General features: G+C 54.4%; 28 protein-coding genes and 1 riboswitch. Of the genes, 6 read left to right on the forward strand and 22 right to left on the reverse strand.

The window, feature by feature from the left end; genetic code table 11:
- Nucleotides 1-133 precede the first annotated feature (133 nt).
- The 10 genes from cobS to M1D70_RS25410 all read right to left on the reverse strand — a co-directional run bounded on the left by cobS (nt 134) and on the right by M1D70_RS25410 (nt 9,792).
- On the reverse strand, nt 134-955 hold the full coding sequence (gene cobS, locus M1D70_RS25365) for an adenosylcobinamide-GDP ribazoletransferase (protein ID WP_009589280.1): 822 nt from the start codon (nt 953-955) through the stop codon (nt 134-136).
- A complete protein-coding gene (gene cobU, locus M1D70_RS25370) occupies nt 952-1,530 on the reverse strand; it encodes a bifunctional adenosylcobinamide kinase/adenosylcobinamide-phosphate guanylyltransferase (protein ID WP_009589262.1) in 579 nt (192 codons plus the stop codon). The genes cobS and cobU overlap by 4 nt, the downstream gene beginning before the upstream one ends.
- Entirely contained in the window at nt 1,527-2,597 is a 1,071-nt protein-coding gene (gene cobT, locus M1D70_RS25375; protein ID WP_009589244.1) for a nicotinate-nucleotide--dimethylbenzimidazole phosphoribosyltransferase, read from the reverse strand. Before cobT ends, cobU begins: the two co-directional genes overlap by 4 nt.
- Before the next feature lie 66 nt (nt 2,598-2,663).
- Complete coding sequence (locus M1D70_RS25380; RefSeq protein WP_009589253.1) at nt 2,664-3,449, reverse strand: ABC transporter ATP-binding protein; 786 nt, start codon at nt 3,447-3,449, stop codon at nt 2,664-2,666.
- Nucleotides 3,446-4,492 (reverse strand): FecCD family ABC transporter permease, encoded by a 1,047-nt coding sequence (locus M1D70_RS25385; RefSeq protein WP_456288286.1) that lies wholly within the window; start codon nt 4,490-4,492, stop codon nt 3,446-3,448. Before M1D70_RS25385 ends, M1D70_RS25380 begins: the two co-directional genes overlap by 4 nt.
- Nucleotides 4,489-5,493 (reverse strand): ABC transporter substrate-binding protein, encoded by a 1,005-nt coding sequence (locus tag M1D70_RS25390; RefSeq protein ID WP_009589273.1) that lies wholly within the window; start codon nt 5,491-5,493, stop codon nt 4,489-4,491. Before M1D70_RS25390 ends, M1D70_RS25385 begins: the two co-directional genes overlap by 4 nt.
- A gap of 256 nt (nt 5,494-5,749) precedes the next feature.
- A riboswitch (cobalamin riboswitch) is annotated at nt 5,750-5,952 on the reverse strand.
- Nucleotides 5,953-6,104: 152 nt separating this feature from the next.
- Nucleotides 6,105-6,887, reverse strand: a complete 783-nt coding sequence (locus M1D70_RS25395; RefSeq protein WP_456288287.1) for a histidine phosphatase family protein — start codon at nt 6,885-6,887, stop codon at nt 6,105-6,107.
- Nucleotides 6,878-7,855, reverse strand: coding sequence for an adenosylcobinamide-phosphate synthase CbiB (gene cbiB, locus M1D70_RS25400; RefSeq protein WP_456288288.1), 978 nt, complete (start codon nt 7,853-7,855; stop codon nt 6,878-6,880). Before cbiB ends, M1D70_RS25395 begins: the two co-directional genes overlap by 10 nt.
- Nucleotides 7,852-8,586 (reverse strand): adenosylcobinamide amidohydrolase, encoded by a 735-nt coding sequence (locus M1D70_RS25405; RefSeq protein WP_456288289.1) that lies wholly within the window; start codon nt 8,584-8,586, stop codon nt 7,852-7,854. The genes cbiB and M1D70_RS25405 overlap by 4 nt, the downstream gene beginning before the upstream one ends.
- A gap of 81 nt (nt 8,587-8,667) precedes the next feature.
- Nucleotides 8,668-9,792: a pyridoxal phosphate-dependent aminotransferase gene (locus M1D70_RS25410; protein ID WP_456288290.1), complete on the reverse strand. Its 1,125-nt coding sequence runs from the start codon at nt 9,790-9,792 to the stop codon at nt 8,668-8,670.
- Between the two features lie 175 nt (nt 9,793-9,967).
- Here M1D70_RS25410 and M1D70_RS25415 point away from each other — a divergent pair, with 175 nt between their 5' ends.
- A complete protein-coding gene (locus M1D70_RS25415) occupies nt 9,968-10,969 on the forward strand; it encodes a lipoate--protein ligase (RefSeq protein WP_456288291.1) in 1,002 nt (333 codons plus the stop codon).
- Between the two features lie 89 nt (nt 10,970-11,058).
- On the opposite strand, the gene M1D70_RS25420 is transcribed toward M1D70_RS25415, so the two are convergent.
- Complete coding sequence (locus M1D70_RS25420) at nt 11,059-11,769, reverse strand: metal-dependent hydrolase (RefSeq protein WP_456288292.1); 711 nt, start codon at nt 11,767-11,769, stop codon at nt 11,059-11,061.
- 287 nt (nt 11,770-12,056) lie between these two features.
- Here M1D70_RS25420 and M1D70_RS25425 point away from each other — a divergent pair, with 287 nt between their 5' ends.
- Together M1D70_RS25425 and M1D70_RS25430 are read left to right on the forward strand one after the other, a co-directional pair.
- Nucleotides 12,057-12,959 carry a DMT family transporter gene (locus M1D70_RS25425; RefSeq protein ID WP_456288293.1) on the forward strand — a complete coding sequence of 301 codons (903 nt, stop codon included), beginning with the start codon at nt 12,057-12,059 and terminating at the stop codon, nt 12,957-12,959.
- Nucleotides 12,960-12,998: 39 nt separating this feature from the next.
- Complete coding sequence (locus M1D70_RS25430; protein WP_009589265.1) at nt 12,999-13,805, forward strand: Cof-type HAD-IIB family hydrolase; 807 nt, start codon at nt 12,999-13,001, stop codon at nt 13,803-13,805.
- 130 nt (nt 13,806-13,935) lie between these two features.
- Here the strand turns inward: M1D70_RS25430 and M1D70_RS25435 are convergent, their stop codons facing one another.
- Nucleotides 13,936-14,697, reverse strand: coding sequence for a TioE family transcriptional regulator (locus tag M1D70_RS25435; protein ID WP_009589276.1), 762 nt, complete (start codon nt 14,695-14,697; stop codon nt 13,936-13,938).
- A 220-nt stretch (nt 14,698-14,917) separates the two neighbouring features.
- Here M1D70_RS25435 and M1D70_RS25440 point away from each other — a divergent pair, with 220 nt between their 5' ends.
- Entirely contained in the window at nt 14,918-15,328 is a 411-nt protein-coding gene (locus tag M1D70_RS25440; protein WP_009589246.1) for a GNAT family N-acetyltransferase, read from the forward strand.
- Between the two features lie 114 nt (nt 15,329-15,442).
- Here M1D70_RS25440 and M1D70_RS25445 read toward each other — a convergent pair whose 3' ends face one another.
- The 4 genes from M1D70_RS25445 to M1D70_RS25460 all read right to left on the reverse strand — a co-directional run bounded on the left by M1D70_RS25445 (nt 15,443) and on the right by M1D70_RS25460 (nt 19,036).
- Nucleotides 15,443-16,180 carry an MBL fold metallo-hydrolase gene (locus M1D70_RS25445; RefSeq protein ID WP_175320726.1) on the reverse strand — a complete coding sequence of 246 codons (738 nt, stop codon included), beginning with the start codon at nt 16,178-16,180 and terminating at the stop codon, nt 15,443-15,445.
- A 204-nt stretch (nt 16,181-16,384) separates the two neighbouring features.
- A complete protein-coding gene (locus tag M1D70_RS25450; protein ID WP_009589256.1) occupies nt 16,385-16,621 on the reverse strand; it encodes a hypothetical protein in 237 nt (78 codons plus the stop codon).
- Nucleotides 16,618-17,646 (reverse strand): TIR domain-containing protein, encoded by a 1,029-nt coding sequence (locus M1D70_RS25455; protein WP_015737196.1) that lies wholly within the window; start codon nt 17,644-17,646, stop codon nt 16,618-16,620. Before M1D70_RS25455 ends, M1D70_RS25450 begins: the two co-directional genes overlap by 4 nt.
- A 112-nt stretch (nt 17,647-17,758) precedes the next feature.
- Complete coding sequence (locus tag M1D70_RS25460; protein WP_456288295.1) at nt 17,759-19,036, reverse strand: serpin family protein; 1,278 nt, start codon at nt 19,034-19,036, stop codon at nt 17,759-17,761.
- A 189-nt stretch (nt 19,037-19,225) separates the two neighbouring features.
- Here M1D70_RS25460 and M1D70_RS25465 point away from each other — a divergent pair, with 189 nt between their 5' ends.
- The gene (locus tag M1D70_RS25465; protein WP_009589242.1) at nt 19,226-19,792 is read left to right on the forward strand and encodes a GNAT family N-acetyltransferase; all 567 of its coding nucleotides are present in this window, start codon (nt 19,226-19,228) and stop codon (nt 19,790-19,792) included.
- Nucleotides 19,793-20,015: 223 nt separating this feature from the next.
- Here M1D70_RS25465 and M1D70_RS25470 read toward each other — a convergent pair whose 3' ends face one another.
- From M1D70_RS25470 to cysT, 4 genes are read right to left on the reverse strand one after another with little or no spacing between them, the layout of a single operon-like run.
- The gene (locus M1D70_RS25470; RefSeq protein WP_456288296.1) at nt 20,016-21,074 is read right to left on the reverse strand and encodes a sulfate ABC transporter substrate-binding protein; all 1,059 of its coding nucleotides are present in this window, start codon (nt 21,072-21,074) and stop codon (nt 20,016-20,018) included.
- Nucleotides 21,075-21,104: 30 nt separating this feature from the next.
- Entirely contained in the window at nt 21,105-22,169 is a 1,065-nt protein-coding gene (locus M1D70_RS25475) for a sulfate/molybdate ABC transporter ATP-binding protein (RefSeq protein WP_009589258.1), read from the reverse strand.
- Nucleotide 22,170: 1 nt separating this feature from the next.
- On the reverse strand, nt 22,171-22,968 hold the full coding sequence (locus tag M1D70_RS25480) for a sulfate ABC transporter permease subunit (protein ID WP_009589250.1): 798 nt from the start codon (nt 22,966-22,968) through the stop codon (nt 22,171-22,173).
- Complete coding sequence (gene cysT / locus M1D70_RS25485) at nt 22,965-23,780, reverse strand: sulfate ABC transporter permease subunit CysT (protein ID WP_456288297.1); 816 nt, start codon at nt 23,778-23,780, stop codon at nt 22,965-22,967. The genes M1D70_RS25480 and cysT overlap by 4 nt, the downstream gene beginning before the upstream one ends.
- Before the next feature lie 189 nt (nt 23,781-23,969).
- On the opposite strand from cysT, the gene M1D70_RS25490 reads away from it, so the two are divergent.
- Complete coding sequence (locus M1D70_RS25490; RefSeq protein ID WP_009589272.1) at nt 23,970-24,371, forward strand: secondary thiamine-phosphate synthase enzyme YjbQ; 402 nt, start codon at nt 23,970-23,972, stop codon at nt 24,369-24,371.
- 176 nt (nt 24,372-24,547) lie between these two features.
- Here the strand turns inward: M1D70_RS25490 and M1D70_RS25495 are convergent, their stop codons facing one another.
- Nucleotides 24,548-25,141, reverse strand: a complete 594-nt coding sequence (locus M1D70_RS25495) for a TetR/AcrR family transcriptional regulator (protein WP_015737204.1) — start codon at nt 25,139-25,141, stop codon at nt 24,548-24,550.
- A 6-nt stretch (nt 25,142-25,147) separates the two neighbouring features.
- Entirely contained in the window at nt 25,148-25,780 is a 633-nt protein-coding gene (locus M1D70_RS25500) for a YigZ family protein (RefSeq protein ID WP_009589243.1), read from the reverse strand.
- Between the last annotated feature and the right edge of the window lie 60 nt (nt 25,781-25,840).

Consider the following 25,840-nt stretch of genomic DNA (forward strand, 5'->3'; position numbering starts at 1 on the left):
TCCATTTCATAGCCCACTCTAAACATATCATTACCCGTTTGAGAAAATTCCTGTCAAAAACGTTATTTTTCTGTTGACGCGAATTATGTCGACTATGTTGATCGGAATACCACCGCATTACCCTACTATCATATCATGTAAACTTCAAAAGGAGAACTACCAAAATTAACACAAACGTTTCGATCCATTCATTCAACGCCCCATAGGTATCTCCCGTCAGTCCCCCGAGTCTTCGGCTCATCCGTTCGGCCGTCCAACTCCCAACCGCCCAGGCTGCCAACGGGATGACGAGGATTCCTCCGATTCCAATCGCCGCAAAATCCAGCGTGCTTGTCGTGCACCAGAGAAGGCCTATGACGACCAGCGTTAACAGGATCGCGACTATGCCTGCCAGCGACCTCCTTCTGACGGACAGTCCGTGAAACAAAGCCGCCAGCCCCTCGCTTCCCCGTGCCATCGGCCATCGATACATGGCGTGAACCATAAACCAGCGGCTCCAGACCGGAGCGAGCACCAGCAGCCACGCTTCTTGCTTCCATACCCCCGCAGACAAATCCCAAACGGACATGATTAAGGAAGCTTTCAGAAGGAGCAGCAGCATGCAGGCCATGACCCCCATCGCGCCTACCCGGCTATCCTTCATAATTTCAAGCATTCGTTCGCGCGACCGATGGCTCAGCAGCGCATCCGCGCTGTCCATCCAGCCATCGAGATGAAGCCCTCCGGTTAGCGCTACCCAAGCGGCCAGCAGGATGACGGCAGCAGGAAAGGAAGGCAGCACAAAGCTTAAGCCCAGTCCCAATGCGGCAACGATAACACCTATGATTGCCCCTACGAAAGGATAAAAAACGACGCTCCGCTGTTGAACTTCGGGCGTAAAGGGAATTTCCCTCCGCACGGGAAGCCTCGATAAAAATTGAAAAGCGGCCGCAGCCGCTTCGATCATCTTGCTCATATCCGATACTCCTTGCTCTTGATTTCCATTGGAATTCCGGCGGTTACCAGAAATACCTCGTCACAGACCTGGGCCAGTCGTTGATTCATGATCCCTGCCCAGTCGCGATAAATCCGGCCCAGCGGATATTCGGGCACAATCCCTGAACCCACTTCGTTTGTTACCAAAATAACCATGCCCGGGTAAACCTGAACCGCTCTTGCCAGCCTGCCGATTTGAAGCCCCAGCCGTTCTTCCATGACGGCCGTGCCTTCAGGTTCGGCCTGCAGCAGCACGTTCGTAAGCCACAGCGTCAGGCAGTCCACTACCACCGCAGGGGCATCCGAGGCAGACTGGCCGAGCGTTTCCAGCAATTCGGGCAGTGCGACAGGCTCCTCCACCGTCTGCCAACCATAGGCTGTATCCTGCCTGCGGTCTTGATGAATACGGATCCGTTCTTGCATCTCATCGTCATAGGCTTGCGCAGTCGCTATATATGTACCGGAATCGGCGCGCTTCATGCACAGCTTCTCCGCGAACGAGCTCTTCCCGCTCCTCGCCCCGCCCGTAACCAACACGCTTCCACGATGACTCATACGGCTCCTCCGCTGATGCCGGCGCTCTCAAACGTCGCCATCTCGTTCACGATCCTGCACGCCGCCTCGACCAGATGAAGGCACAGCACCCCGCCCGTCCCCTCGCCAAGACGCATGTCCATTTGAAGCATCGGCTGGAGTCCCAGCTCTTTCAGCAGAAGAACATGCGCCTGTTCATGCGAAACATGGGAAGCAATCATATAAGGAAGGGCATCCGGGCAGATTGATTTGGCAACCAACGCCGCGGCACTGGATATGAATCCGTCAATGATGACAGGACACCCATGAGCAGCCGCACCCAGAATCAATCCGGCCAATCCGCCGATTTCGAAGCCCCCGACTTTGGCGAGCACGTCGAGCGGGTCAGCGGCATGAGGCGCATTAACTTGTATCGCCCGTTCCACAACACGAATCTTATGGTTCAGCCGTTCATCCGTCACGCCGGTTCCTCGTCCCACAACCTCGGACGGCTGCTTGCCGGACAGAACCGAGAAAATAGCCGCGCTTGGCGTCGTGTTCCCGATGCCCATCTCTCCGGTTACGAACATCTGCGTGCCTTGTTTAACCAGCTCTGCCGCCACCTCAGCTCCGGTCACTACGGATTGCAGCGCTTCTTCCATTGTCATTGCGGGTCCTTTGGCCATATTGGCGGTTCCTCTGCCAATGTTCCGGGACAGGAGCCTCTCATGGGTCACCTCGGTCGCTACGCCGATATCCACGCAATGAACGTCTGCCCCCGCCTGACGGGCCAGCACGTTAACGGCCGCCCCTCCATTAAGGAAGTTCATCACCATTTGGGGCGTCACCTCGGCCGGAAATGCGCTGATTCCTTCATCACACACCCCATGATCGCCGGCCATGACAACCACGGATGTTTTGGTAAACGAGGGCTTCATTTCCCCCGTAATTCCCGCTAATTGGATCGCAAGCGACTCCAGCTTGCCCAAACTGCCCGGAGGCTTCGTCAAACGATCCAAATAGGAGGCGGTTTCCGCCTGCGCTTCGGCATCCAGCGGTTTAATGTTAGCGGTGATTCCCTTCAAACGACTTATGAGTGTATCCGTCAATGAAAACGGCCTCCTTCCTCTTGCTCCTAAATCTTACAACGCGGCTGAACCTGCGGCAACACCGCTTTAGGACCAGGTGCTGTTCGCCGTTAACAGCACCTGCGGAGCCCCATTCTCGGGATGGGTCACGATGGAGGGCTCCACCCGGAAAATCCGGCGGATATACGCTGCCGTCAGCACGTCCTCCGGCTTGCCCACCCCTGCAATCCGTCCCTGATCCAGAACCAGCAGCTTATCGCAGAATTGAGCAGCCAGATTGAGGTCATGCAGTACGCTGATCACCGTAATGCCGGACGAGTTCCGCCATTCCGCCACCATATCCATGAACTGAAGCTGATAGCGGATATCCAGATAGGTCGTCGGTTCGTCCAGCATCAGCAGCGAAGGCTCCTGGACCATCACCTTGCCCAAAGCGACACGTTGGCGCTGTCCTCCGCTTAACTCGGTAAGCCTGCGCTCCTCCAGGCCGTCCAGATCCAGCTTTCGAATAACGGCCTCGATAAGCGGGGCCGCATCCTTATCCTCACGGCCAAGCCAGTTCAAGAACGGGAATCGCCCCATCTCCAGCACTTCCCGGACGGTAAAATCGGTAGGGTCGAGTCCCTCCTGCTGCAGAACCGCCACGATTCGGGCCAGTGCCTTCCGGTTATAGCGTCCAAGGTCCTTGCCCCGAAGCGTCACGCTTCCTTCCGTAGGACTCTCCACGCCGGATAACAGCTGCATGAGGGTGGACTTGCCGCTGCCGTTCGGTCCGATGATCCCCCACCATTCCCCTTCGGCAATCTGAAGGTCCACCCCGGATAGAATCGACGCCTTGCCATAGGCTTTGCCAAGCCCTTGGGCCGTAATCATGATAACCCCTCCCTGCGCCGTTTTTTGTTCCGGTACAGCAGATAAGCAAAGAACGGAGCGCCTATGAATGCCGTGACCACCCCGAGCGGGATTTCCGTCGGCGCCAAGACGGAACGGGCCGCCGTATCGCACCAAACCATGAAAATCGCGCCGCCCAGCGCCGACAGGGGAACAATCACGCGGTAATCGGAGCCGGTGATCAGCCGAATCATATGCGGCACTACAAGCCCGACGAACCCGATCACGCCGGAAACCGATACGGCTGCAGCGGCAAGCAGGGTAGCGACGATCAGCACGCTGGTCTTCAGCCGATCGACATTCAATCCCATATGAGCAGCCTGCCGTTCCCCGAGCGACAAAATGTTAAGCGCCCGCGACCTGCTCCATAGATATACGAAACCCGCTGCAAAATACGGGAAAAGGATGGCCGTATACGACCATCCGCGCATGCTTAGGCTTCCCATCGTCCAGTACAGGATTTGGTTCACCGTATCTTTGGACATCACCGTCAGAAACGAAACGACGGCGCCCAGAAACGACTGCATCACCACCCCGGACAGGATGAGCCCATGGATCGGCAGCTTTCCTTGATCCCTTGCCAGCAGCAGAACGGCCCATAGGGTGCCTGCTCCGGTCAGAAACGCTACAAGCGGCAGCGTGTAACCTCCGGCAAAGGAATATTCCATTCCGAAAAAAATCAGGGATGCCGCGCCAAGCGCAGCACCCGAGGACACACCGAGCGTAAACGGATCCGCCAGCGGATTGCGAAGCACGCCTTGAAAGGCGGCTCCGGCCACCGCCAGGGAGGCTCCAACAAGCATCCCGAGCAGGATCCGCGGCAATCTCACCTTCATCAGAATTTGCTCGGAGGAAGCTTCCCAGCCTGGAACGATGGAATCGCCGATTCCCGGCAGCCAGTGCAGCAGCATCGCTCCAATCTCTCTCACAGGCAGGTGAACGGAGCCGATTCCGAGACTGGCAACCAAAGTTAACAGTAAAAGGATCAGGCCGGCCGCACCGAATCCTGCAAGTTTTTTACTCATGGATTCATCAATTCCGGATAAACGGCCTTCGCCACTTCAATCAGTCCTTGCGTCACGCGCGGGCCCGGACGGCTGAGCAGATTGGCATCCACGGAAATGACCTGATCGTTCTTGATGGCTTCGATCTGATCCCAGCCGCCGCGCTCCTTGATCAGCTGGTCCAATGTTTTCTTGGTGGCTTCGTCCACCACATCGTCCGTGTAAAGAATAACGTCCGGGTTCGCGGCGATGATGTTCTCCTCGCTGATTTCGAACCAGCCTTCCGCATCGCCGGCTGCATTGACGCCGCCAGCTGCGGTAATGATCTCATCCATGAACTCGCCTTTGCCGACGGTCCATCCCGGAGAGAACTCCACGTACACTTTCTTCTTGTCTTCATCCTTCACGGATTTCACGGCTTCCGTAACGGTAGCCAATTCCTGCTTCATCTGATCGACGACCGCTTTCGCCTCGGCTTGACGGTCCGTAATTTGACCGATCAGCTCGATGTTCTCCATCACCGCATCGATGGTTTTCGGATCGTTGACGAACAGGGTAACGCCAAGCTCGCGCAATTTCTCGGCATTCTGGGCATTCATCGAAGCGGCGAATACCACGTCGGCGTCGGCTGCGATGATCGCCTCTTCGTTCACTTGAAACCCGCCCAGTTTAGGCTTGGATTTGGCCGCTTCGGGGTAATCGTCGTTATCGGATACGCCAACGATCTCCTCATCCAGTCCCAATGCAAACAGTTTTTCCGTCTCGGACGGAGTCAGGGACGCAATCTTGGTGGGCGCTTTCTCAAACGTCATTTCCACTCCCGTTGAATCCTTGACGGTCAGCGGATACGTGGTCTTAAGCTCTTCCGCCGAATCCGCAGGCGCTTCGTTATTCTGCTCTTGCTGCTGTGCCGGCGGCGTCGCATCCTTCGGTGCTGCTTCTTCGCCGCCGCAGCCGATCAAGGCCAAGGCCATCAGTATGGCTACCAGAAGTACGGACCATGTTTTGTTTAATGCTTTCATCTCTTGGAATCCCCCTAAACATAATTGAGAACCTGGCGCAGGCGTGTCTAAATTCCTTCGACCGATCCTTAACTGGTAAGAAACGTTCAATCTTCATACCCTAAGAAGCAAAAATCCCCGACTCCTCGATGACAAGGACTCAGGGATTACGTTTGTATCATAAGGACGCCGGGATAACCGTTCAACGATGGCGCCTTAAACTTCCGTCCGCATGGCTCCATGCGTCCGGTAAACGTAATCCTCTCCTCGAAGGACCGTCTTTCATTCGCTGAGGGCAGGTCTCCTGACTTGCAGGTTGTAACGACTTCTCCGCCTTCCCAAGCGCTAAAGGCTCAGTGGCATATGGAAAAGTCCCTGCTTCACAGTGGCGGGACCGTGCCGGACTTGCACCGGCTTCCCTATTAACCCGTCAGAAAACAATAACGCCCTCTGTCCGGGACCCTCGCAAATCATATGAATTTATGGATGATAGGCCAAGCATGGTTTCTCTGCACAAGATTATAGGCGATAAACCATCCCCTTACAACTGAAAGTTTCAGGCGTTTCGATTGCGTCATGACACCGATTTAGCCCGTTATCGCCTATTCCGACCGAAATCATACGTTTTCGTTTTATTCGCTTAACCGTACGCCCCGCCAGCGCGCTCCGTCCCATGTCAGCTGCAGCTTGAGCACCTCGCCCGGCATAACCGACGTCGCCCAGAATTCCGTATCCGGCACGGTAGCCGCTGCCATCTCCCGAATAACGCCGCCGTGGGTGACCACAAGCACGTCAACTCCTTCAGCAAGCGTTCCACGGCCATCATCACCACGCCTGGCCTCTGCCTCTGCCTCTGCCTCTGCCTCTGCCTCTGCCTCTGCCTCTGCCTCTGCCTCTGCCTCTGCCTGCGCAAGGGTATCCGGAGCTTCCTCCATATGCAATAATTCCTTCACATCCAAATGCAATCCCGTCAAAAAGGCCTGGACGCGGGAACCGAAAGCTTCCCAGCTCTCCCCGCTGGGCGGCGTAACCTCCGCAGGGTTATCGATCCAGCGCCGGTAGAGGGAATCCGTCTTCAAATCCTCGTAGGTCTTACCTTCCCAATCCCCGAAATCCAGCTCTCGCAGCCGCGGGTCATACTCGACGCCCGGAATAAACTGGCCCGACATGTCATCATCAGGAACAGCACCCCTTTTTGAATCCGATAAGATCACATCGAGCGTCTGCCGGCAGCGAAGGAGATCGCTGCAATAGATCCGAACAAAATGCCTGCAACGAAGTTCCTCCCGCAGCGGGAGGAGCTGTTCCCTTCCCTCGGCCAGAATTCCCTGATCCTCATGGCCGAGATAACGGCGCTCCTCGTTCCACAACGTGCGGCCGTGGCGGACCAGATGCAGGATGATCCTCATATCCATAGGCTTCCTCCTGCCGCGGCAGCAAGTCCGAGCACCGCGGTACCCAGCATCGTAAACAAAACCGACGCGCCCACAAGCAGGCGGTTTGTCACCCGGATATCCTCCGCTTCGAGCGGTCGGTCGGGGTCCCCCATGTAAGCCCGGAACGAGATCACGCCTTGGTACGAATTTTCGCCTCCCAAGCGAATCCCCAGGGCACCGGCAACGGCCGATTCCGGGAAGCCGCTGTTGGGACTGGGATGCTTTCGCGCATCTCGTTTGACCATCTTGATCGCTTGTTTCCACTGCAGCGAGAACATCGCCGCTACGATGGTCAACAGCCCGGCGGTCAGGCGTGCCGGTATCCAATTGGCTAGATCGTCCAGCCGGGCGGAGGCCCAGCCTACATGCAGGTATTTCTCGTTTTTATAACCAACCATGGAATCCAGCGTATTCACGGCGCGGTAGGCCAACGCAAGCGGCGCCCCTCCGATCAGGGCAAAAAAAAGCGGAGCGATGACCGCGTCCACGATATTTTCCGCAACCGTCTCCACCGTCCCCCGCACAATTTCCGGCTCATCCAGATGGGCCGTGTCCCTCCCGACCACCATGCTGAGCGCTTGCCTGGCCTCGGCGATATTCCCGGAACGAAGATGGCCGTAGACTTCCAATCCTGCCTCGCGCAGCCCCTTGATCGCAATCGTAGTCGCAATGAGAACGATCTCCGCACCCCAGGAAAGCCAAGGATGAATCGCTGCGCACAGCTCCAGCAGCAGCCATGCCAGCACGAAGGAGCCGCCGACCACGATTACCGGCAGCAATATCCCCGCCCGCTTCAGTCCCTGAGCGGAGGTCGTCCGCTGGCGAATCCATCCTTCGACCCGGCGAATCGCCTTCCCCATGCCGATGACGGGATGCGGCAGCCATCTCGGATCTCCGATCAGCAGGTCCAGCGCAACCGCCGCCCATATGACCCATACGACGGTCATATCCGATCTTCTCTTTCGGCGGCGATGCTCTCCGTGACGCTGTCGTAGACAAGACGTCCGATCATGCCGCCCAGATCGGTCGCGGTTCCGGCATAATGATGGTTCACGCCATAGGCTGAATTGCCGCTGACCGCAAGGACCATCGCATCCGTCGTCGTTCCCGTGGCGGCGGCTCCGGTTTCATGATCCTTCACCCCCAGGTCATGCAGCGCCGCGGCTTTCGCTTCCGCTGCCGTCAGCATGGCGTTCACCATGCAAGCCGGCGTCAGCCTTCCGTCCACCACCAGCACGACATTAATCGTGCCCGGCTGGTAAGCCGCGAAGGTCGTGCGCCTCGCCCCGGCGCGGGCAGCATTGCCCACGCCCGCGGTAGTACAGCATAGAACGGAAGCTTGCTCGCCCCGAGCCTCCCGAATGGAGGCATATTTCAGTTTTACCGCCGTCATCAATCCTGCCGTGGAATCGGCCGGATAGCCGTACCCAGCCATAAAGTTAACCATATCGTTTATCGGATCGCTGCAATCGTAATGCTTGTCGACATAACGGTTCACGATATGGTCCAAGTGCAGAAAACCGCCGCCGTATATTGCGCTGCTTATGGACGCAGCCGGACTCGGAAGCGAGATCCGAATATGCGGATGCTGCTGCTCCGAATCCAAGGACACGATGGCTCCCGGCCATGCATCCGAGTTATATGGACGATTGCTGCCTTTCAGAAAAGGTACTGCCATGTTTTTTCTCTCCCTGCTCGTTAAATATCTGAACCAACTGTACCTGTAGCGTTCTTCATATGGATCTGCTGCCAGAAATCCCTAAGTCGCGTCAGCAGAAGGATTTCCAAGGACCTCCGCAATTATCGCCAGCAGTCTGTCGTTAGATCCGGCATCCTTAACGGCTAACCGGATGTGGCGCTCACCGAGGCCCGGGTACATGGCGCAGCTGCGGACGAGCACGCCCCGCCTTCCCATTTCCTGCTGGAACATCCCTGCATTCCAAGGCCGCGGAAGCTCCATCAGCAGAAAATTTGCCTCCCCCGGGGTAACGTCAAGCCCCAGCGCTCGTAAACCATGTATCAGCTTCTCGCGTTCCTCGCGAATCAATTGAAGCGTATCCAGTTCATATTCCCTGCCGCTGCCAAGACAAGCCTCTCCCGCAAGCAGCGCCAGTCCATTGACGCTCCACGTCACTTGTTTGCCTGCCATGGCGCGTATCACGTCGGGGTCGGCAACCGTATACCCGAGCCGCAGGCCAGGTATCGCATAAAACTTGGTCATCGACCGGACAATGATCGTCCGCGGATATTCCTGCAGTTCCGGCATCAACGTCTGTCTGTCCTCCGGCGGAATGAAATCGATGAAGGCCTCATCCAGCACCAGCCAGGTCCCTTCTTGCTCAGCGCATGCCGCCAACCCGCGAATATCCTTCAGGCTGTACTGAACCCCGTTCGGATTGTTCGGCTGTCCCACAAAAACGAGATCCGTGCAGGCGATCAGCTCCATCATATCCGCCTTGTCCGCACGAAAGTCCCGCTCCGGCTGCCCGCACACGGAGCGGATGTCCGAACCAAATTTCAAGGACAACTCCCGGTATTCGGAAAAACAAGGATCGACCACGCCGACCGTTCGGGGCTGCAGGCCCAGCAGCAGCAATGCCATGCACTCTGCAGCTCCATTTCCGACAAGAATGCGCCGGGCATCGGTGTCCAATTCCTCCGCAAGCAGCCTCTTGAATTCGCGGTGCCCCGGATCCGGATAACGAATCACCGCGCTCATCCCTTCTTCTAACGCTGCCAGGACCCCTTGGGGCGGTCCCAACGGGTTAATATTGGCGCTGTAATCCAGAAAAGCCGAGGCTCCCCTTCCAAATGCGGCGGCCGCCGTTTCCACATCCCCGCCGTGCCCGTACACCTCGATCAAAGGTTGGTTATTATCGCTCATAAGGGCTCCTCCTGTTCCATGCCCATGGCTCTTGCAAGCCCTGCCGTTATGTAATGCCATCATTATGTCGCTACCGTCCCTGACTCGTCAACATGGAATGCTTTGTCTCTGCCTTAAAATTGGTTTACAATAGTCTGGAAGCACCACAATTTGAATTGTGACGACGGAGGATACTATGCTATTTATCGATAATCAAGGGATTCACGACCCATCCATCAACCTAGCGATTGAAGAATATGCGCTTAAGCACTTGTCCATGGACGAGAGCTACCTTCTCTTTTATATCAACAAGCCTTCCATCATCATCGGAAAGCATCAGAATACGATCGAAGAGATCAACCAGGAATACGTTCGCGACAACAACATCCAGGTTGTGCGCCGGCTGTCCGGCGGCGGAGCCGTGTACCACGATCTCGGCAACCTGAATTTCAGCTTCATTACGAAGGACGACGGCCAGTCGTTCCACAACTTCCTGAAGTTCACGCAGCCGGTCATCGACTTCCTGCAAAAGATGGGCGTGCCGGCCGAGCTCAGCGGCCGGAATGACCTGCAGGTCGGCGAGAAGAAAATTTCGGGGAACGCTCAGTTCTCGACGCGGGGACGCATGTTCAGCCACGGCACGCTCATGTTCGATCTGAATCTGGATGACGTGCAGGCCTCGCTGAATGCCAATCCGGAAAAGTTCAAATCCAAGAGCACCAAGTCCGTGCGCAGCCGCGTAGCGAACATCAAGGAGCTGCTTGGCACCGACATGACCATTGAACAGTTCCGCGGGGAGCTGCTTCGCTCGATCTTCGGGATGGAACCGGATCAAGTACCGCAATACGTGCTTCAGGAGAAGGATTGGGAGATCATCAACCAGATTTCGAAGGAACGCTACCAGAATTGGGATTGGAACTACGGGCTGTCCCCTGAGAGCAACGTGAAGCATGCGAGGAAGTTCCCGGTGGGCATCATCGATATCCGCATGGACATCCGTGAAGGGCATATCGGTGAGATTAAAATTTACGGCGATTTCTTCGGCGTCGGCGATGTCGCGGATATCGAGAATCTGCTTCGCGGCAAACGGTACGAAGAAACGGCGGTGCGCACCGCGCTATCCGGCATCGACGTCAAGCATTACTTCGGCAACCTCGAGCTCGACGATCTGATCGGCCTCATCTTTCTTGAGGAATAGATCCGGCTGAAATCTAAATAAGCCTCTCGCCCCGTATGCATTGCATAAGGGCGGGAGGCTTTTTCATTGTAAAACTGCATATCCCCGATTCAAGAAGCCATAAACACGTACCAAACAAGGACCAGCGTCAGCACAATGCAAGCATTCTCTACCGTGCGTCCCCATTTGCTTCCGGTGCTCATGATCTTCAGCTTGATTCTCCATTTGAACGGAGGAAGCGGACGGATTCCGCGGTTGGTCAGCGCATCTGCGAGCAAATGAATCGAGTAGGATAAACCGCCGGCAAACCATAGGCTTTCCCCGCCGATCTTGCCCTGTGACGCAAAATATAGCAGGCCCGTCCATCCGGCTGCGGCATAGACGGTATGGGTTAACCCCCGATGGGTCACCAAGGAGCCTGCAATCAGCACGCTGCCTGCGATCGTATTCCATGGGCTGAAGCCCTGCCCGAAGGAGATCAGTCCCAAGCCAATCAAGAACATGACGACATGGCGCAGCGTCCGGCTCGGCAGGTACGAAACAACCCCGATCAGCCCGGCCAGTGCGATATTCCAAGGAGCATACTCCTTGCCGTAGAATACAACGAATATGGCAGCGCCAATCATCGCCAGCTGAAGAATTCGCAGCAGCCCGGAAGGAATCGCCTTGCGCACCAGCAGGGAGTTGGGCTCGTCGATGTCGGGAAGCAGCGAGCTGACCAAAGCCACTGCCGCGGCCGGCAGCGTGACAGGCACTCCGATCATGCCCATGACGGATAACGTGACCCCTGTGCTGATAATCAAATGAGCTCTGCCCATCATGATGACATTCTTCCTTTCTAAGCTCAATGCTGACTATGGAATCGATGGATCGCTTGCCGATCTTCACGTCCGATAGCCCAGGGTCATGAGAATATACGTTCGGTTCATTAGTATAGCAAAATCATCCTCTTTTTGTCTACCCCTTCCACTTTTGCAGGCTTAAAAATGGTTGTCCGATCCGCTCATATGGGATACAATTTGATCACTTGCCCATGGCTTACGCCCGGGGACGAATGTACGGGAAGCTGCAATTTGAGTTTCGCATCATCGGAAAGGATGACTACCTAGTGAATCGCTCACGTATCGCCGACATCAGCCTGCTTCTGGTGGCCATGATGTGGGGCTCCACGTTCCTCATCGTTCAGTATGCGGTGCGCGTCCTCCCGCCCATGGCCTTTAATTCGGCCCGCTTTCTGGGAGCGGCCCTGCTCCTCGCATTGATCATCACCCTCTTTTACCGGAATCAGTGGAAGCTAATATCCGGCAGGATGCTGCTGCATGCTTGCCTGCTCGGTCTTTTTTTGTTTATCGGCTATGCCTTTCAAACGGCGGGCCTTCTGTACACGACCACGTCCAATGCAGGTTTCATTACCGGCTTGTCCGTCGTGCTGGTGCCTTTCATATCGTACGCGCTGTTAAAGCACTCCATCTCCAGATTCACTTGGATCAGCGCCTTGCTTGCTGCAGCGGGCCTGTACCTGCTCACCTTCGCCGGATCCGGCATGAGCCTGAACAAGGGCGATGTGCTCGTATTCGTTTGCGCCATCGGTTTTGCGCTCCATATCGGTTATACGGGCGTTTATGCCGGCCGATATCCCTCCCTGCTGCTGGCAGCGCTCCAGATGGCCGTCGTTGGGGTATTCAGCCTGATAGCTTCCGCTTTAACCGAACATGTGGGCAATGCAGCGGATCTGATGGAGAAGCTGACCGAGCCGAACGTGCTGTGGGCGCTCGCCGTATCCATCGGCCCAACCAGCGCATTCGCCTTCTGGATCCAAACCGTCTGCCAAAAATACACGACGCCGTCCAGGGTTGCCATCATCTATGCAACGGAGCCCGTATTCGCGGCACTGACGGGAATTCTGTTTGCCGGAGAACGGCTTACGCTCATCGGCGGCATCGGTTGCCTGTGTATTTTGGCGGGAATGGTGATTGCGGAATTGAAGTCTGCGCCACAGAAGGTACAATAGAGTTAAAGACAGAGACAGAATCAAAAAGGAGAGATACCCTTGACAACTTACAAATTGATGGCCATCGACATTGACGACACCCTGATCAATGACGATAAGGAAGTAACCCCTGGCGTCCAGCAGGCGCTTGAGCAAGCGGTCGCCCACGGCGTCGTCGTGACGCTGGCAACCGGACGTGCCTATGCGTCAGCCCAGGCGATTGCCCGTCAAACCGGACTCAACGTTCCCATCATCACCTACCAAGGTGCCTTGATCAAAAATCTGCTCGACGAAAAGGTTCTCTACGAACGCTTCGTTCCCGTCGACGCTGCCGTAAAGCTGTTTGAATACTGCGTGGAGCACAATCTGCATCTGCAAACCTACATTGATGACAAGCTGTATGCCCGCGAAGAGAATCAGAAGCTGATCGATTACTGCGCCCTGAACCGGACGCCTTATTATATCGAGCCTGATTTTATGACGATGGTTCGGAAACCGACACCGAAAATGCTCATTATTGACGATCCCGACTATCTCGATGAACTGATCCCTATATTCCGCGAGCTGCTTGGCGATGAAGTCCATATTACCAAATCCAAGCCGCATTTTCTGGAGTTCATGCATAAGGAAGGCACAAAGGGACATGCGCTGACCTTCCTGGCCGATCATTTTGGCTGCGATCTCAAGGAAACCATCGCTGTCGGCGACTCCTGGAACGACCACGAAATGCTGGAGGCAGCCGGACTTGGCGTCGCTATGGGCAATTCGATTGAGCCGCTTAAGGCGATTGCCGATTACGTTACGCTGGGGAATAACGAAGACGGCGTAAAGCATGTCATTGATAAATTCGTGCTCAACCAAGGTTAATACGAAAAATAACTAGCTGCGCAAACAAGCCTCCATGATATCCATGGGGGCTTGTTCCTGTCCATAAACCGGGCCAATGCGGCGTTCTAACCGATTCCTTGGGAAGCGCATGGCCGCCGCGGCCTGTCGATCATTCCCGATCCGGGTTAAATGTTAGAATCGGCTTCAGAAGAGCCGCATCGTTGAACTCCAGCAAGCCTACCTCCATGCACAGCTCCATCAGTTTATGAATGCCGTTGAATTGCTGCAAATTTCGTTGATGAATGACCGACAACGCTTCGCGGACCAATTTTTTGGCCTGCTCAATGCTCTGATGCTCCACGGCCTGAATAATCTCCTTGATGCTCTCCAGGTAATACACGGTCCGCCTTAACGAGCGAATCAGCAAAATCTGCCGGACATGCGAGGGACTGTACAGCCGATATCCATTCTCGGGGTTGCGATCGGGAGTGATCAAGCCTTCCTTCTCCCAGTGACGAATGGCGGACGACTCCACGTTGGTCAATTCGGCAACTTCGCCGATCGTCATATGAGCCTTCAGCTTTTTATCCCTGATACTGTCAAGCCCGGGATTCTCAAGCAGGGCTAACGTTTCGTCCGCAATGGTCTTTTCCTGCTGCAGTTTGACCTGCTCCCCGTTCACGAGCCAGAGGGCTTCATCCATCTCCCTCTTCTGGATATGGCGAATCACATCATAGGTTACGGCATAACCGAACCCGGGGAACATGGCCCGCAGACACCGGAAGTAGGCGAGATGCATCTTCGTGTATAGACGGTACCCCTTCTCGTTCCGCTCAGGTGAGGGCACCACTCCCCAAGATTCGTAATGCCTTAAAGCACTCGTACTGATATGCAGCTCTTTGGCGATGTCTTTCGGCTTGTAGTAATGCATGCCGTCCCCTCCCCGACCACGATTGAGAACCTACTTTACCAGAATCGCGGGCCATTGGCAAACCTTAAATTAAAACATTAAGGTGCAATGATAAGGTTTGTGCAACATCAACAAGGGTGTGGGTGAATTCGCCGCCCGGCAGCTTCTCACTTGCATCAATGTAGTATATTGGTTGGTGTAGGGGCAAGTTGAACGTATTCTTAACAGCGGGAGGCTGATCATGATGAATATGCACATAACCGAGGAAGTTCCACAGCTTAAGGAATATTTCGATCTTAGATTCGATGCAGGGCTGACTGAGGTCGAGGAATCGATCGCAGAGACCGCTCTCAACCGCAGCCTGCTCTCCGTCCTTGTCCGTGACGGCAATGACCGGCTGATCGGTATGGGGAGGGTGATCGGCGACGGCGCTTTGTATTTTCAACTGGTAGATGTTATGGCCGCGGCATCCTATCGGGATCAAGGGCTTGAAGAAACGATCGTGTCCGAACTGCTCGGCCGCTTGAAAAAAATAGCGCCAAGCGGAGCCGAGGTCACCGTCATCACGGACGTTCCCGGAATCAAGCTGTATCAACACGCCGGCTTCAAGCTGCTGTACCCTGAACGATACGGTATGGCCGGATCTGTGTGAGTGATATCCCTGCCAGCGACTTAAAGCGGCAATCCTGCCGCATGTTCACGCTATAGGTCTCCGCATGGGAGCCGTCGAGCCGCACACATGGCCGGACTAACTACTCCATATTTTTCATTTATTCAATCTCACGGTCATCCCCGCCACCGCCACACGGACTCCCTCTGGCAGAGGCAGCTCTTTCCGAACGTCGACGTCATGCGACATATGGGTATACACCGTTTGGCGAGGCTTCACCTCGGCGAGCAGCTCTGCAGCTTCCTTCATGTCATAGACGGAACGGGTCTCGAATTGGGCGGTTTCATGAACAAAGCTGGTTCCCAGTACCAGGAGATCCACGCCTTTCAGCGGCTCCTTTTCCTCCAGGCTGAGATGAATCGAATCCGAATTGTATACCCATGTGTACCCGTCCTTCTGGAACCGGTAGGCGTAGGAGTACCCGTTCTTGCCATGGTTTACTTTCCAGCACGAAATCTCCCAGCCAGCTAATGTAAATCCTTCATCGACTGGCGTCATCTCCATCTGCCGCGGAAGCCACGGGTACTGCCGGACAATCTGGTCCAGCACCTCGGCTGGGGCGTATAGCCGGCCTTTTTCCCTCTGCCATCTGCAGGCATCGCTCCATTCCGGAAGGCCTCCGATATGATCAAAGTGGGCGTGCGTAATCAGCATATCGCTCATTTTTCGAATCCCGAGCCCCTCCATCATGCCGCGCCAATCCGGACCGCAGTCGATCATGAAGGACGTTTCGCCGCACTCCACCATCACCGAGGAGCGCAATCGCCGGTTCACGCCCGTACTCCTCGCTTCCGTGCATACCTCGCAATCGCAATATACCCGCGGGACGCCCATCGCATCCCCGGTTCCCAGAAAAGTTAATGTATCTCCGCTCACACGTATCCCCCATTTTTATGTATTGGATTCCTTCACGGTTAAGCAAACCTTGTCCCTTTATTGTATTAGCGCACGAAGAAAAAAACAAAGACCGCCGGGCTCATCCCGAACGGTCTTTCGTCATTTATGTCATACGATCGATATGGCTATGATAGCAATTCATTAAGCAAACGAGGGCTTATTATCGTCAACAGCTCCGCTGATGACCTTGACGTACTTCTTATCCACACCTTCCACGGAAGGACCGACATATACACTGCTCTTGCTTGAGCGTCTGACCGAGCGCTTCCGGGATTTCAGCGTACTCATCATCGGTACGGGCCCCCGAACCACCCAGCTGCTGCCATTGGCGGACCCCTGCGGATGACCTGACGTTCTCTTCTTCTCATTCCTGCTCACGACGAATCCCCTCCAACTAAATGCCTGATGGTACGAAGCAGCTCACGATTCTGTTCCACAACCTCCGCGAGATCTTCATCCGTAAGAATCTCATGTCCCGTAAAATGCACGGACAATACATGATTTACACCTAAAGGATAGCAGAACACATACACCTGCGCAACTTCCTCTTCGTGATAAAATGCCCATTTTCCACTATTATAGACATCAATCACGTAAATCGACTGGTTGCTTGGCGAATGATCCTTTTTCCCATCGAACGGGAAATACCGTCCTTTACCTACATTACCCCCAATTTGGGCAATGCCTTCATCCCTTCGTCCCCAAAAGGCTGCGCCGGTCACCCGGAAATCCCCTGCAGCCGGCGGGAGCAAGGAGTTTCGGACGGCTTCACTCAGTGCATGATATTTTTCCGCTTCATCGCTCACATGCACGTTTCGGTTATATTCCCAGAAAAAATGCAGCACGCTTTGCTTGCGTCTCAGCTCCGCATCCTTCTGTTCAATCAATGTGCTCGGGTTGTTATAGAATCCTTCGGTTTCGATCGCGCTCAGAATATGCCCGCAGGCGACATCGACGGCAGATTTATAATCATCGTCGCTTCGAAGCTCGTATTCGAGCAGCGTAATGCCCTGCAGGTCGGAGAGTAGGTGATAATCCTTAACGATCACGTCTTGAACGGAACTGCTGTCTGCCTCTACCTGATCCGGAATGATGCAGTATACCCTTCGCCGCCCGAGCCTTCCCCAGTATAGCCCCATCTCAAACAACGTGTTGTCGCGGGTAACAAATACATGTTTGCCTCGAATGAGCGCCACATCATCCGGAGAAAAGACGAACACACCAAAATCACTGGACGCCAGCTGCTTCTCCAAAGCTTCCATCGTATACATATTCGCCCCGAACGTACCCCCGTACCAAGGCGTCACTTGGGCGGAGCGTTTGATCTGTTCGTGGATCGCCCTTGCATACTTGATGGCCTCTCTGGAAGAACCTATGAATAAATTGGGCTTCGGTATGGTCATAGGCACATCCTATTCTCCCTTTGTTATACATTTTAGTCTTATTCGACCATTATAACAAAGTTGCCTATTTTTGGGTGAAAATTATGGCAGGCGCATGTTGGTATAGTATATGCTACGGTTTCAAAACAGACCCCATAAATAACCATGCACCCGTGTCCCGATCTTCAATGGCAAAGAAAAAAGGGCGGTTGATATTCATGGCGATCGGCTCGGTAGGCTCGGCGCTTTCCGTTATTCCCACCGCTGTCACAGCTGCGGCCTTTGTCCCTTTTTCGCTGACATCGACAATCGTCTGGTGTGTGACATGATCGATCCAAAATCCATCTCCTTGTTCGGCCATTTTGCTAAAATCAGCCTCGACGGCGTCGAATGCCTTGACCATGCCAAGGCTCTTAAGGGCATCCGGAAGCTCAAAGCTCTGCTCCGCCTTAAACTTGGGCAGACTGAGCTGAACCGTTTCGAACGTGTAATCGCCTTTCCAAACGGACGCATCCTTCCACAGCTGCCGATGCAGCTTATCGATCGTGGAGGATTCCTTCGGCAGGATGACCAGCATGTGCATGCGGCCATCTCCATATGGAATGCGGATGGCCTGCCAGGACTCTCCTTCTTTATAGCTGTATCTATCTTCCCTCTTCATCATCGGGACTTGTTGAGTGGTGCCGTCAGATAGCGTAAATTCTTCATCCACGGTATTTGCCGGATCAAATTCATCCGTCCACCCGCCGTTGAAATATATGGCATTGATCAGGACCGCAACGCCGCCTGGCGGCTCATGATATATCTTAGGGATCATGCCGCTGGTTTTGTCTTTCACCCATTGGTTAATTGCATGCATTGCCTCCTCCTGCTTAAGGTCCGTCTCCCTGACCTCCGCGCCGTAACTGTCCTTTACGGCCTCCGCATAAGCCTCCTTTAGCTTAAGACCTGGCCGGTGCCAAACGGAATTAGCTACGTTCAGCACAACGCCGCCTCCATTCTCCAGCAAGGAGCGGAGCTGGCGGTTGCCTTCATTGATGCCTGCATCATTCATGCCCCTCCAGCCCAGCATATCGGCCATCTCGGCAGCCGTATCGCCCGCGCTCCCGTTATAAGCCAGTGCCAAGGCCTGCGTGATGCTGTATGGAGAAATAATCAGGTTATCGCTCGTGTACTCAGGGTTATCCGATAACGCCTGGTGCAACCGTAAACCAAAATCATTCTGCGCTTTCACCATGCCGGCATCCACCTTGCCTAATACCTCTTTGCGTTCCTGCGCCGACAATTCCTTCACTTTGGTCTGCTTATGCGCAATGCCCTGCGATTCCCCTGGCTGGATCCCGCTGTCCTGAGCGCAGGCGGTAAGCCCAACAAGCAAACATAGGCCTGTGAGTATCTTTTTATTCCGCATCACCTTGTCCCCCTTCAATGCCAGATTTTTGATCTATCTGCTATTGACGGAATCGACACACCTAATGTTTCATATAAAGGATCATTTATCCAAATTCAGTTGGCAATCCACTTCATCACCGCTACAATGAATAGATGAGTTCCAGCAACATACCTAAAAAGACATGCAGAGCGAAAGGGATTTCTACATATGCAAAAAATCCGTCTTGAAGGCAGCAAAGTGACGCTGCGATCCAGGAAACCCGAGGATACCCCTGTTCTATATAATCTGATCTATGGCACGAAGAACCCGGAATGGAAAAAATACGACGCCCCTTATTTTCCGCTCAAGCAGATTTCCTACGAAATTTTTGAAACGCAGTGGAATGCCGACTTCGAAACCGATCAATTTCCGAGCGATCTGCTCATCGAAGTCGAGGGCACAACGATTGGCATCGTCACATTCTATTGGGAGCATGAGGCCTCTCGCTGGCTTGAAGCCGGCATCCTGATTTATGACCCGGGCCGTTGGAGCGGCGGGTACGGTACGGAAGCACTGTCGTTGTGGGTAGATTGCCTGTTCCAAAACCTCACCATCGCCCGTGTCGGCATTACGACCTGGTCCGGCAATCCGCGAATGATGCGCTGTGCGGAAAAGGTGGGCATGCAGCTCGAAGGCCGTATGCGAAAGTGCCGGTATTACGACGGCGTCTATTACGACTCCATTCGCATGGGCATTCTGCGAGAAGAATGGGAAGCGCGCAAAACAACCGTATAGAGCAAGATAGTACGGAATAATCTGTATACGTGGCATATTTGCAAAAAAGGAGGCGTCATTCAGACGACTGCTAATGTTCTGTACGTACAAATAAGCGAGCCGTCAGGATATCCTGAACGGCTCGCTTTATCTCTTTTTTTGTCGCCGACGGCCATGCAAGAAACGCAACTCGCACGCGACGATCCCTCATGAACCTATCAATCGCTCCATATACCACAGAGCATCACAGCCCTGCCAGCACCTGATACCAAACCCCTCGCTTCGAATACAGCGTCTCGCGCACCTGGTCCCATCCGCCCAGATACTCGATGTCGAACAGCCCCGGCGGGTTGGCAAACCGCTCCTTCGTCTGTTCAAACACCGATTCCTCGACGGGACGGAAGCCATGCTTCACGAAGATGTTCTGCGCCTCCGGCGTACGCAAGTACTCCACAAAAGCCGCCGATACATCCTCAGTGCCGTGCTTCTTCGCAAACCGCTCCACGACTGCGGCCGGATTCTCGATCAGCATCGTATGCTGCGGTACAACAATGTCATACTGGACGCCTTGGGCAATCCGGGCCAGCAGCTCGTTCTCATACGTAACGATCACATCCCCTACCCCGTATTCAAAAGCCGCCATCGAAGCCCGCCCGCTTTTATCGAGCGACTCCACATTGCGGTGAACCGCTTCAAGGAAGGCTTTCGCTTCGGCAGGATCACGCGTTCCATTCTCTTCCGATTGTTTCAGGCCGGCGCCGTATATCGCGTTGATGTCCCACTGCGCTCCGCCCGAGGTCTTCGGATTCGGATACAGCACCTTGACGTCCGAACGGGTTAGATCGTCGAAATCCCGTATCCCTTTCGGATTTCCGGCGCGGGTACCGAGAACGACAATCGAGCGTGTCACCATGCCGTTATACGGCTGGGATTTCCACTCCTTGTCGACGAGTCCTGCCCTGACGAGCTTATCGACATCCCCTTCCATGGCAAGCAGCGTGACGTCAGCCTCAAACCCGCCCGTAATGGCGCGCGCCTGTGTTCCGGAGGCCTCGTAGGATTCCTGAAAACGAATGGTTTCTCCCGTCTGTGCCTTCCACTCGGCTTGAAAAGCGGGGATAATCTCGGACAACGCATCCCTGGCCACGCTGTACGCGCCCAGCACGATCGTTCGCTCGCCCGGCTGCGATATCGCTGCTTCGCTGACGGGCTGATCATCAGCACATCCTGCGATAAGCAAACTGAAGAGAAGCGCCATGCCCACTTGCAGGAATGAAGTTCGTTTCATATTCAAGATCCGCATGAATCCACTTCCCTTCGTTATTTAGAATCATCAGATCATAATCGGCATCGGATCGACCTTCAGGCGATTTTCCTCGATCCAGCTGTGCTCGTCGTTAAAGAGATATGCCCGATGAACGAGGACGCGGACCTCTTGGCCCGGCTGCAGCGTTTCCTTCTCCAGCGACCGGTAGGTGATCAGTTTATGTCCCTTGACCTCCACCTCCACCAGCCACTCGCTGCCGCGGAAATGCAAATGGCGGACGATCCCCGTCTCCGTGGCGGACAGCACGCTGAAATCATGCTCGCTTCCAATCTCGATATATTCCGGGCGAATTAATGCGCGCGTCGCATTCTTGTTAGCGGCTGCCTCAAATCCCTTCAGCTCGGCAGCGCTTGAAATGACGGTGGACTCGCCTATGAAGGAAGCGACAAACGGCGTCTTCGGCTCCTTGTAAATATCCCACGGCGTTCCCTTCTGCTCGACGCGCCCCTGATTAATGATCATGATCTCGTCCGCGACTTCAATGGCCTCGTCCTGATCATGCGTAACAAAAATCGACGTGATGCCGACCCGCTCGATCAGATCGCGAAGCCAGGAGCGAAGCTCTTGGCGGATCTTCGCATCGATTGCGGCGAACGGTTCATCCAATAAGAGCAGCTGCGGCTCGGGCGCAAGCGCTCTGGCAAAGGCTACGCGCTGGCGCTGTCCGCCCGATAACTGGTGCGGGTAGCGGCTCTCGAAGCCTTTCAAGCCCGTCAGCTCCACCAGCTCCATTACCCGGTCTTTGATTTTGGCCTTGGCGGCCTTCTTCACCTTCAAGCCGAAAGCGATGTTGTCAAACACGGTCATATGCTTAAACAAGGCATAGTTCTGGAACACAAAGCCGATGCCGCGCTCCTGCGGCGGCAGGTCATTGACCACTTGGCCATGAAAGGAGATTTGTCCGGAATCCGGATTTTCAAGCCCGGCCAGCATGCGCAGGATGGAGGTTTTACCGCCTCCACTGGGCCCCAGCAGCCCGATCAGATGTCCCTTTTCAATCTCGAAGCTGACATTCTTGACGGCGTGAAACGTACCGAAATGCTTGTTCAGATCGCGAACTTCCACATGCATATCAATGCACATCCTTTCTTTTTTTGGCCCATTCCATCAGCAGCAAGAGACCTACGGAGAAGGCGGCCAGTACCAGCGCCACTCCATTCGCCGCAGCCACGTTGAAATTCTCCACGTCCTGATACACTAGCGTCGTCGCCGTCTGGGTTTTGTTCATAATGTTGCCGGATACAACCAGCACGGCGCCGAACTCGCCCAATGAACGGGCTACCGTGAGCACCAGACCGTATACGACGGCCCACCGGATGGAAGGCCACGTTACTTTCACGAACGTGGTCCACCCGTATGCCCCAAGCGTCGCTGCCGCCTGCTCCTGATCGTTTCCGATCTCCTGCAGCACGGGCATGACCTCGCGAACCATCAGCGGGAACGTAACGAAGAGCGTTGCGATCACCATGCCGGGGAACGCATACACCACCTTAAACCCGATTCCTTCAAAAAAACCGCCGATGATGCTGTCGGGTCCCAGCAGCAGCACAATCATCAAACCGCCGATGACCGGCGAAACAGCGTAGGGCAGGTCGACAATGCTGTTCAGAATGCCCTTGATCTTTCGGCTGAGCCAATTTGCCCGCACCAGATACAGCGCCATCATGATGCCAAACAACGCATTCAAAAAAGTAACGAATACCACAATCAGACCCGTCATCATCAGGGCATGCAGGGCTTCAGGCCTGAGCAGCCCCTCCGCAAACCCGTCCAGCCCCTTATCGAACGCACCGATCGCAATTCGGGACAGCGGAATGATCAGCAGGATGATAAATACGGCATACGTAAGTCCGATCCATAATCGTTTCAAGCTCGTCTCCCCCTCTGCTGCACGGCATTGATCACCCAGAGGATGATGAAGGAGAGCGTAAGAAGCAGAATCGATACGGCAGCCGCTCCGGCCGGATTATCGCTCTCCACCTCACCAAAAATAAATACCGAAGCGATCAGCGTCCTGCCAGGAATGTTGCCGGCCACCAGGACGACGGCACCGAATTCAGCCAATGCCCTCGAGAAGGCCAGCATCCCTCCGCTGATAATTCCCGGCAGCATCGAGGGCAGGATAACTTTAAAAAAGGTTCTCGTTCTGGAAGCGCCCATCGTATATGCGGCCTCTTCCTCCAGCGGGTCCAGCTCTTCCAGCAGCGGCTGAACCGCCCGGATTACAAACGGAAACGTGACAAACAGCATGGCGACCACGATCGCAGGCTGATGGAACACAATTTCAAAGCCGAGCTTCTCCGCCAGGCCTCCAAGCAAGCTCCCCGGCCCAAGCAGCAGCAAAATCATCAAGCCGCCAACGGCCGTCGGCAGCGCAAAGGGCAGATCCACCAGACTGTTCAGCAGCGTCCTTCCCGGAAATCCATACCGTATGAGCACCCAAGCAATCATCGTTCCGATAAGCACGTTGATGAAAGTAGAGATTAGGCCCAGTTTAATGGTAAGCAGCACGGCCTTCCAGGCGATCGGATCCATTACGCTTTCCGCAAAATGGCTCCATCCCGCAGAGAATGATTGCACATACACCCCAAAGATCGGCAGTACGATCAAGGCAAGAAAATAAAGCAGTACGGTGCTTCGAAAACCCCAAGTCCAACCTTTATGACGAATCCATGTTGTCATCTCGTATCCCTCCCGCCTCCGGATGGCATTCCGGTCGACTCCTCCACAAACCATCTTTATATTTCCTATTTGTATACTTGGTTTTACTTTACACATACTTTACCAAAAGCTGAATCCCATCGTCAATCCATCTTTTGCACTTTATCGGGTAAAATAAAAGAAATGGAAAAAGTTGAGGAGGTTATTGCGATGCTGTATACGGGTGAATTGGCTACGCAAGGACGCGATGAGATGAGGGATATTACAAGGGAGATCCACTCTTTCGTGAAACAAAGCGGAGTCCAGCAAGGAACGGTCCTGATTTATTGTCCGCACACGACGGCGGGAATCGCCATCAACGAAAACGCCGATCCCGATGTGAAACGGGACGTGCTGATGTCTTTGGATGAGGTCTATCCATGGAAGCATCCCAAGTATCGCCATGCGGAGGGCAACACGGCCTCCCACCTTAAATCGATCACCTGCGGCCCTTCGCAGACCGTGATCATTCAGAACGGGCACCTGCTTCTTGGACGCTGGCAGGGAATTTACTTCTGCGAATTCGACGGACCGAGGCAGCGCCAATATCATGTGAAGATCATGGAAGGATAAAACCGGCAATTGGAACCGGCAGTCAAGCGAATGAAATAAAAGCACAAAAAGCAGACAGGTGCATGCAAGGGAGCGCGCCTGTCTGTTTTATGGTTCATTAGGTGATTGACGTTTCAACGCTAGGTCGTTGTAACGGATTGAAGTGTCAAGCTGCACGTCTTGGCAGCATGAAAACATTAGACTCTGCTGTACAGACTCCGGCATAACACTTTGATATGGGTAAGAGCGGCTGGTTTAATCTCATCAAAACCGATTCTGTCCTGAATATAATACGATATAAATCCATGCAGCGACAAAAACAAAGTCAGCGGAACGGTTCGCCGTTCTTCCTCACTGTAATTCTCCTCCAGCAAATACTGACGAACCAGCATAGCAAACATTTCAAAACAGCGTCCCTGCTCAGAGCGACAGTAAGACAGCAGCTCTTCGTCCCGGATCATGAACATGATTTCGTACTGGTAAGGATTATCCAGACCGAAACGGACGAATTCCAGCATCAGCTGCTCCAGCTTCGATACCCCGTCACAGGGAGGCTTTACCGAGACCTCCAACAGCAAATCATTAAGATCATTAAAGTCCTTCATGACAATGGCGTAGAATAGCTCCGCCTTTTCCTTAAAGTGATAATACAAAGAGCCGTGGCTATAACCCAAATGCTGCCCGATGCTTCGCATCGAAATGGCCCTGTATCCTTTGGTTATGAACAAATGCCTGGCTGCTTCCAGTATCCGCTCTCTCGACAACTCGCGTTCGACTGCTCTTCTTGCCATATTATTTTATTCCCCTTCAATAAAATAAAGCCGCTCTCCCTCCGTGATCAAGGACTGCCCCTGTGTCAAATCCACCATCCAAGTCATAAAGCTCTCCGCATCACCATCGAGCGGCAAGCAGGTCAAAGTCACCGTGTCGGCAAAGTTTGTCTCTCCCATGCGTACGTTCCGGTTACGAAGCTCGTTCTCCACCTTACCCAGCCAGGTATAATCCAGCTCCACAAAAATCTCCCGGTGAAGAACCCTTGTAATCGGTTCGCCTGACTCGATCGCAGCCACGGCTCCATCGGTGTACGCCCGGATTAATCCGCCCGCACCCAGCATAATGCCGCCAAAATAACGCGTGACCACGATAGCTACGTTCTTCCGGCCCTGATTGCGGATCACCTCGAGAATCGGCTTGCCGGCCGTTCCGCTCGGTTCCCCGTCATCCGATTGCTTCTGAATCTCATCCCGCTCGCCAATCATGTAAGCGGAACAATTGTGCGTAGCATTCCAATGTTTTTTCTTGATCTCTTCAATAAAAGCGACGGCTTCCTCTTCGGTTTCTACCGGCATTACATGCCCGATGAAACGCGATTTCTTGATGACGATCTCCTTGGAGCCCGCCTGACGTACCGTTTTGTAACGATCCAGCATGAAACAACAACCACCTCTATATTGCCAAGAAAGCAGTCCACGGCAATGATATGCCAGCGG

The organism is Paenibacillus sp. AK002 (assembly GCF_053903045.1).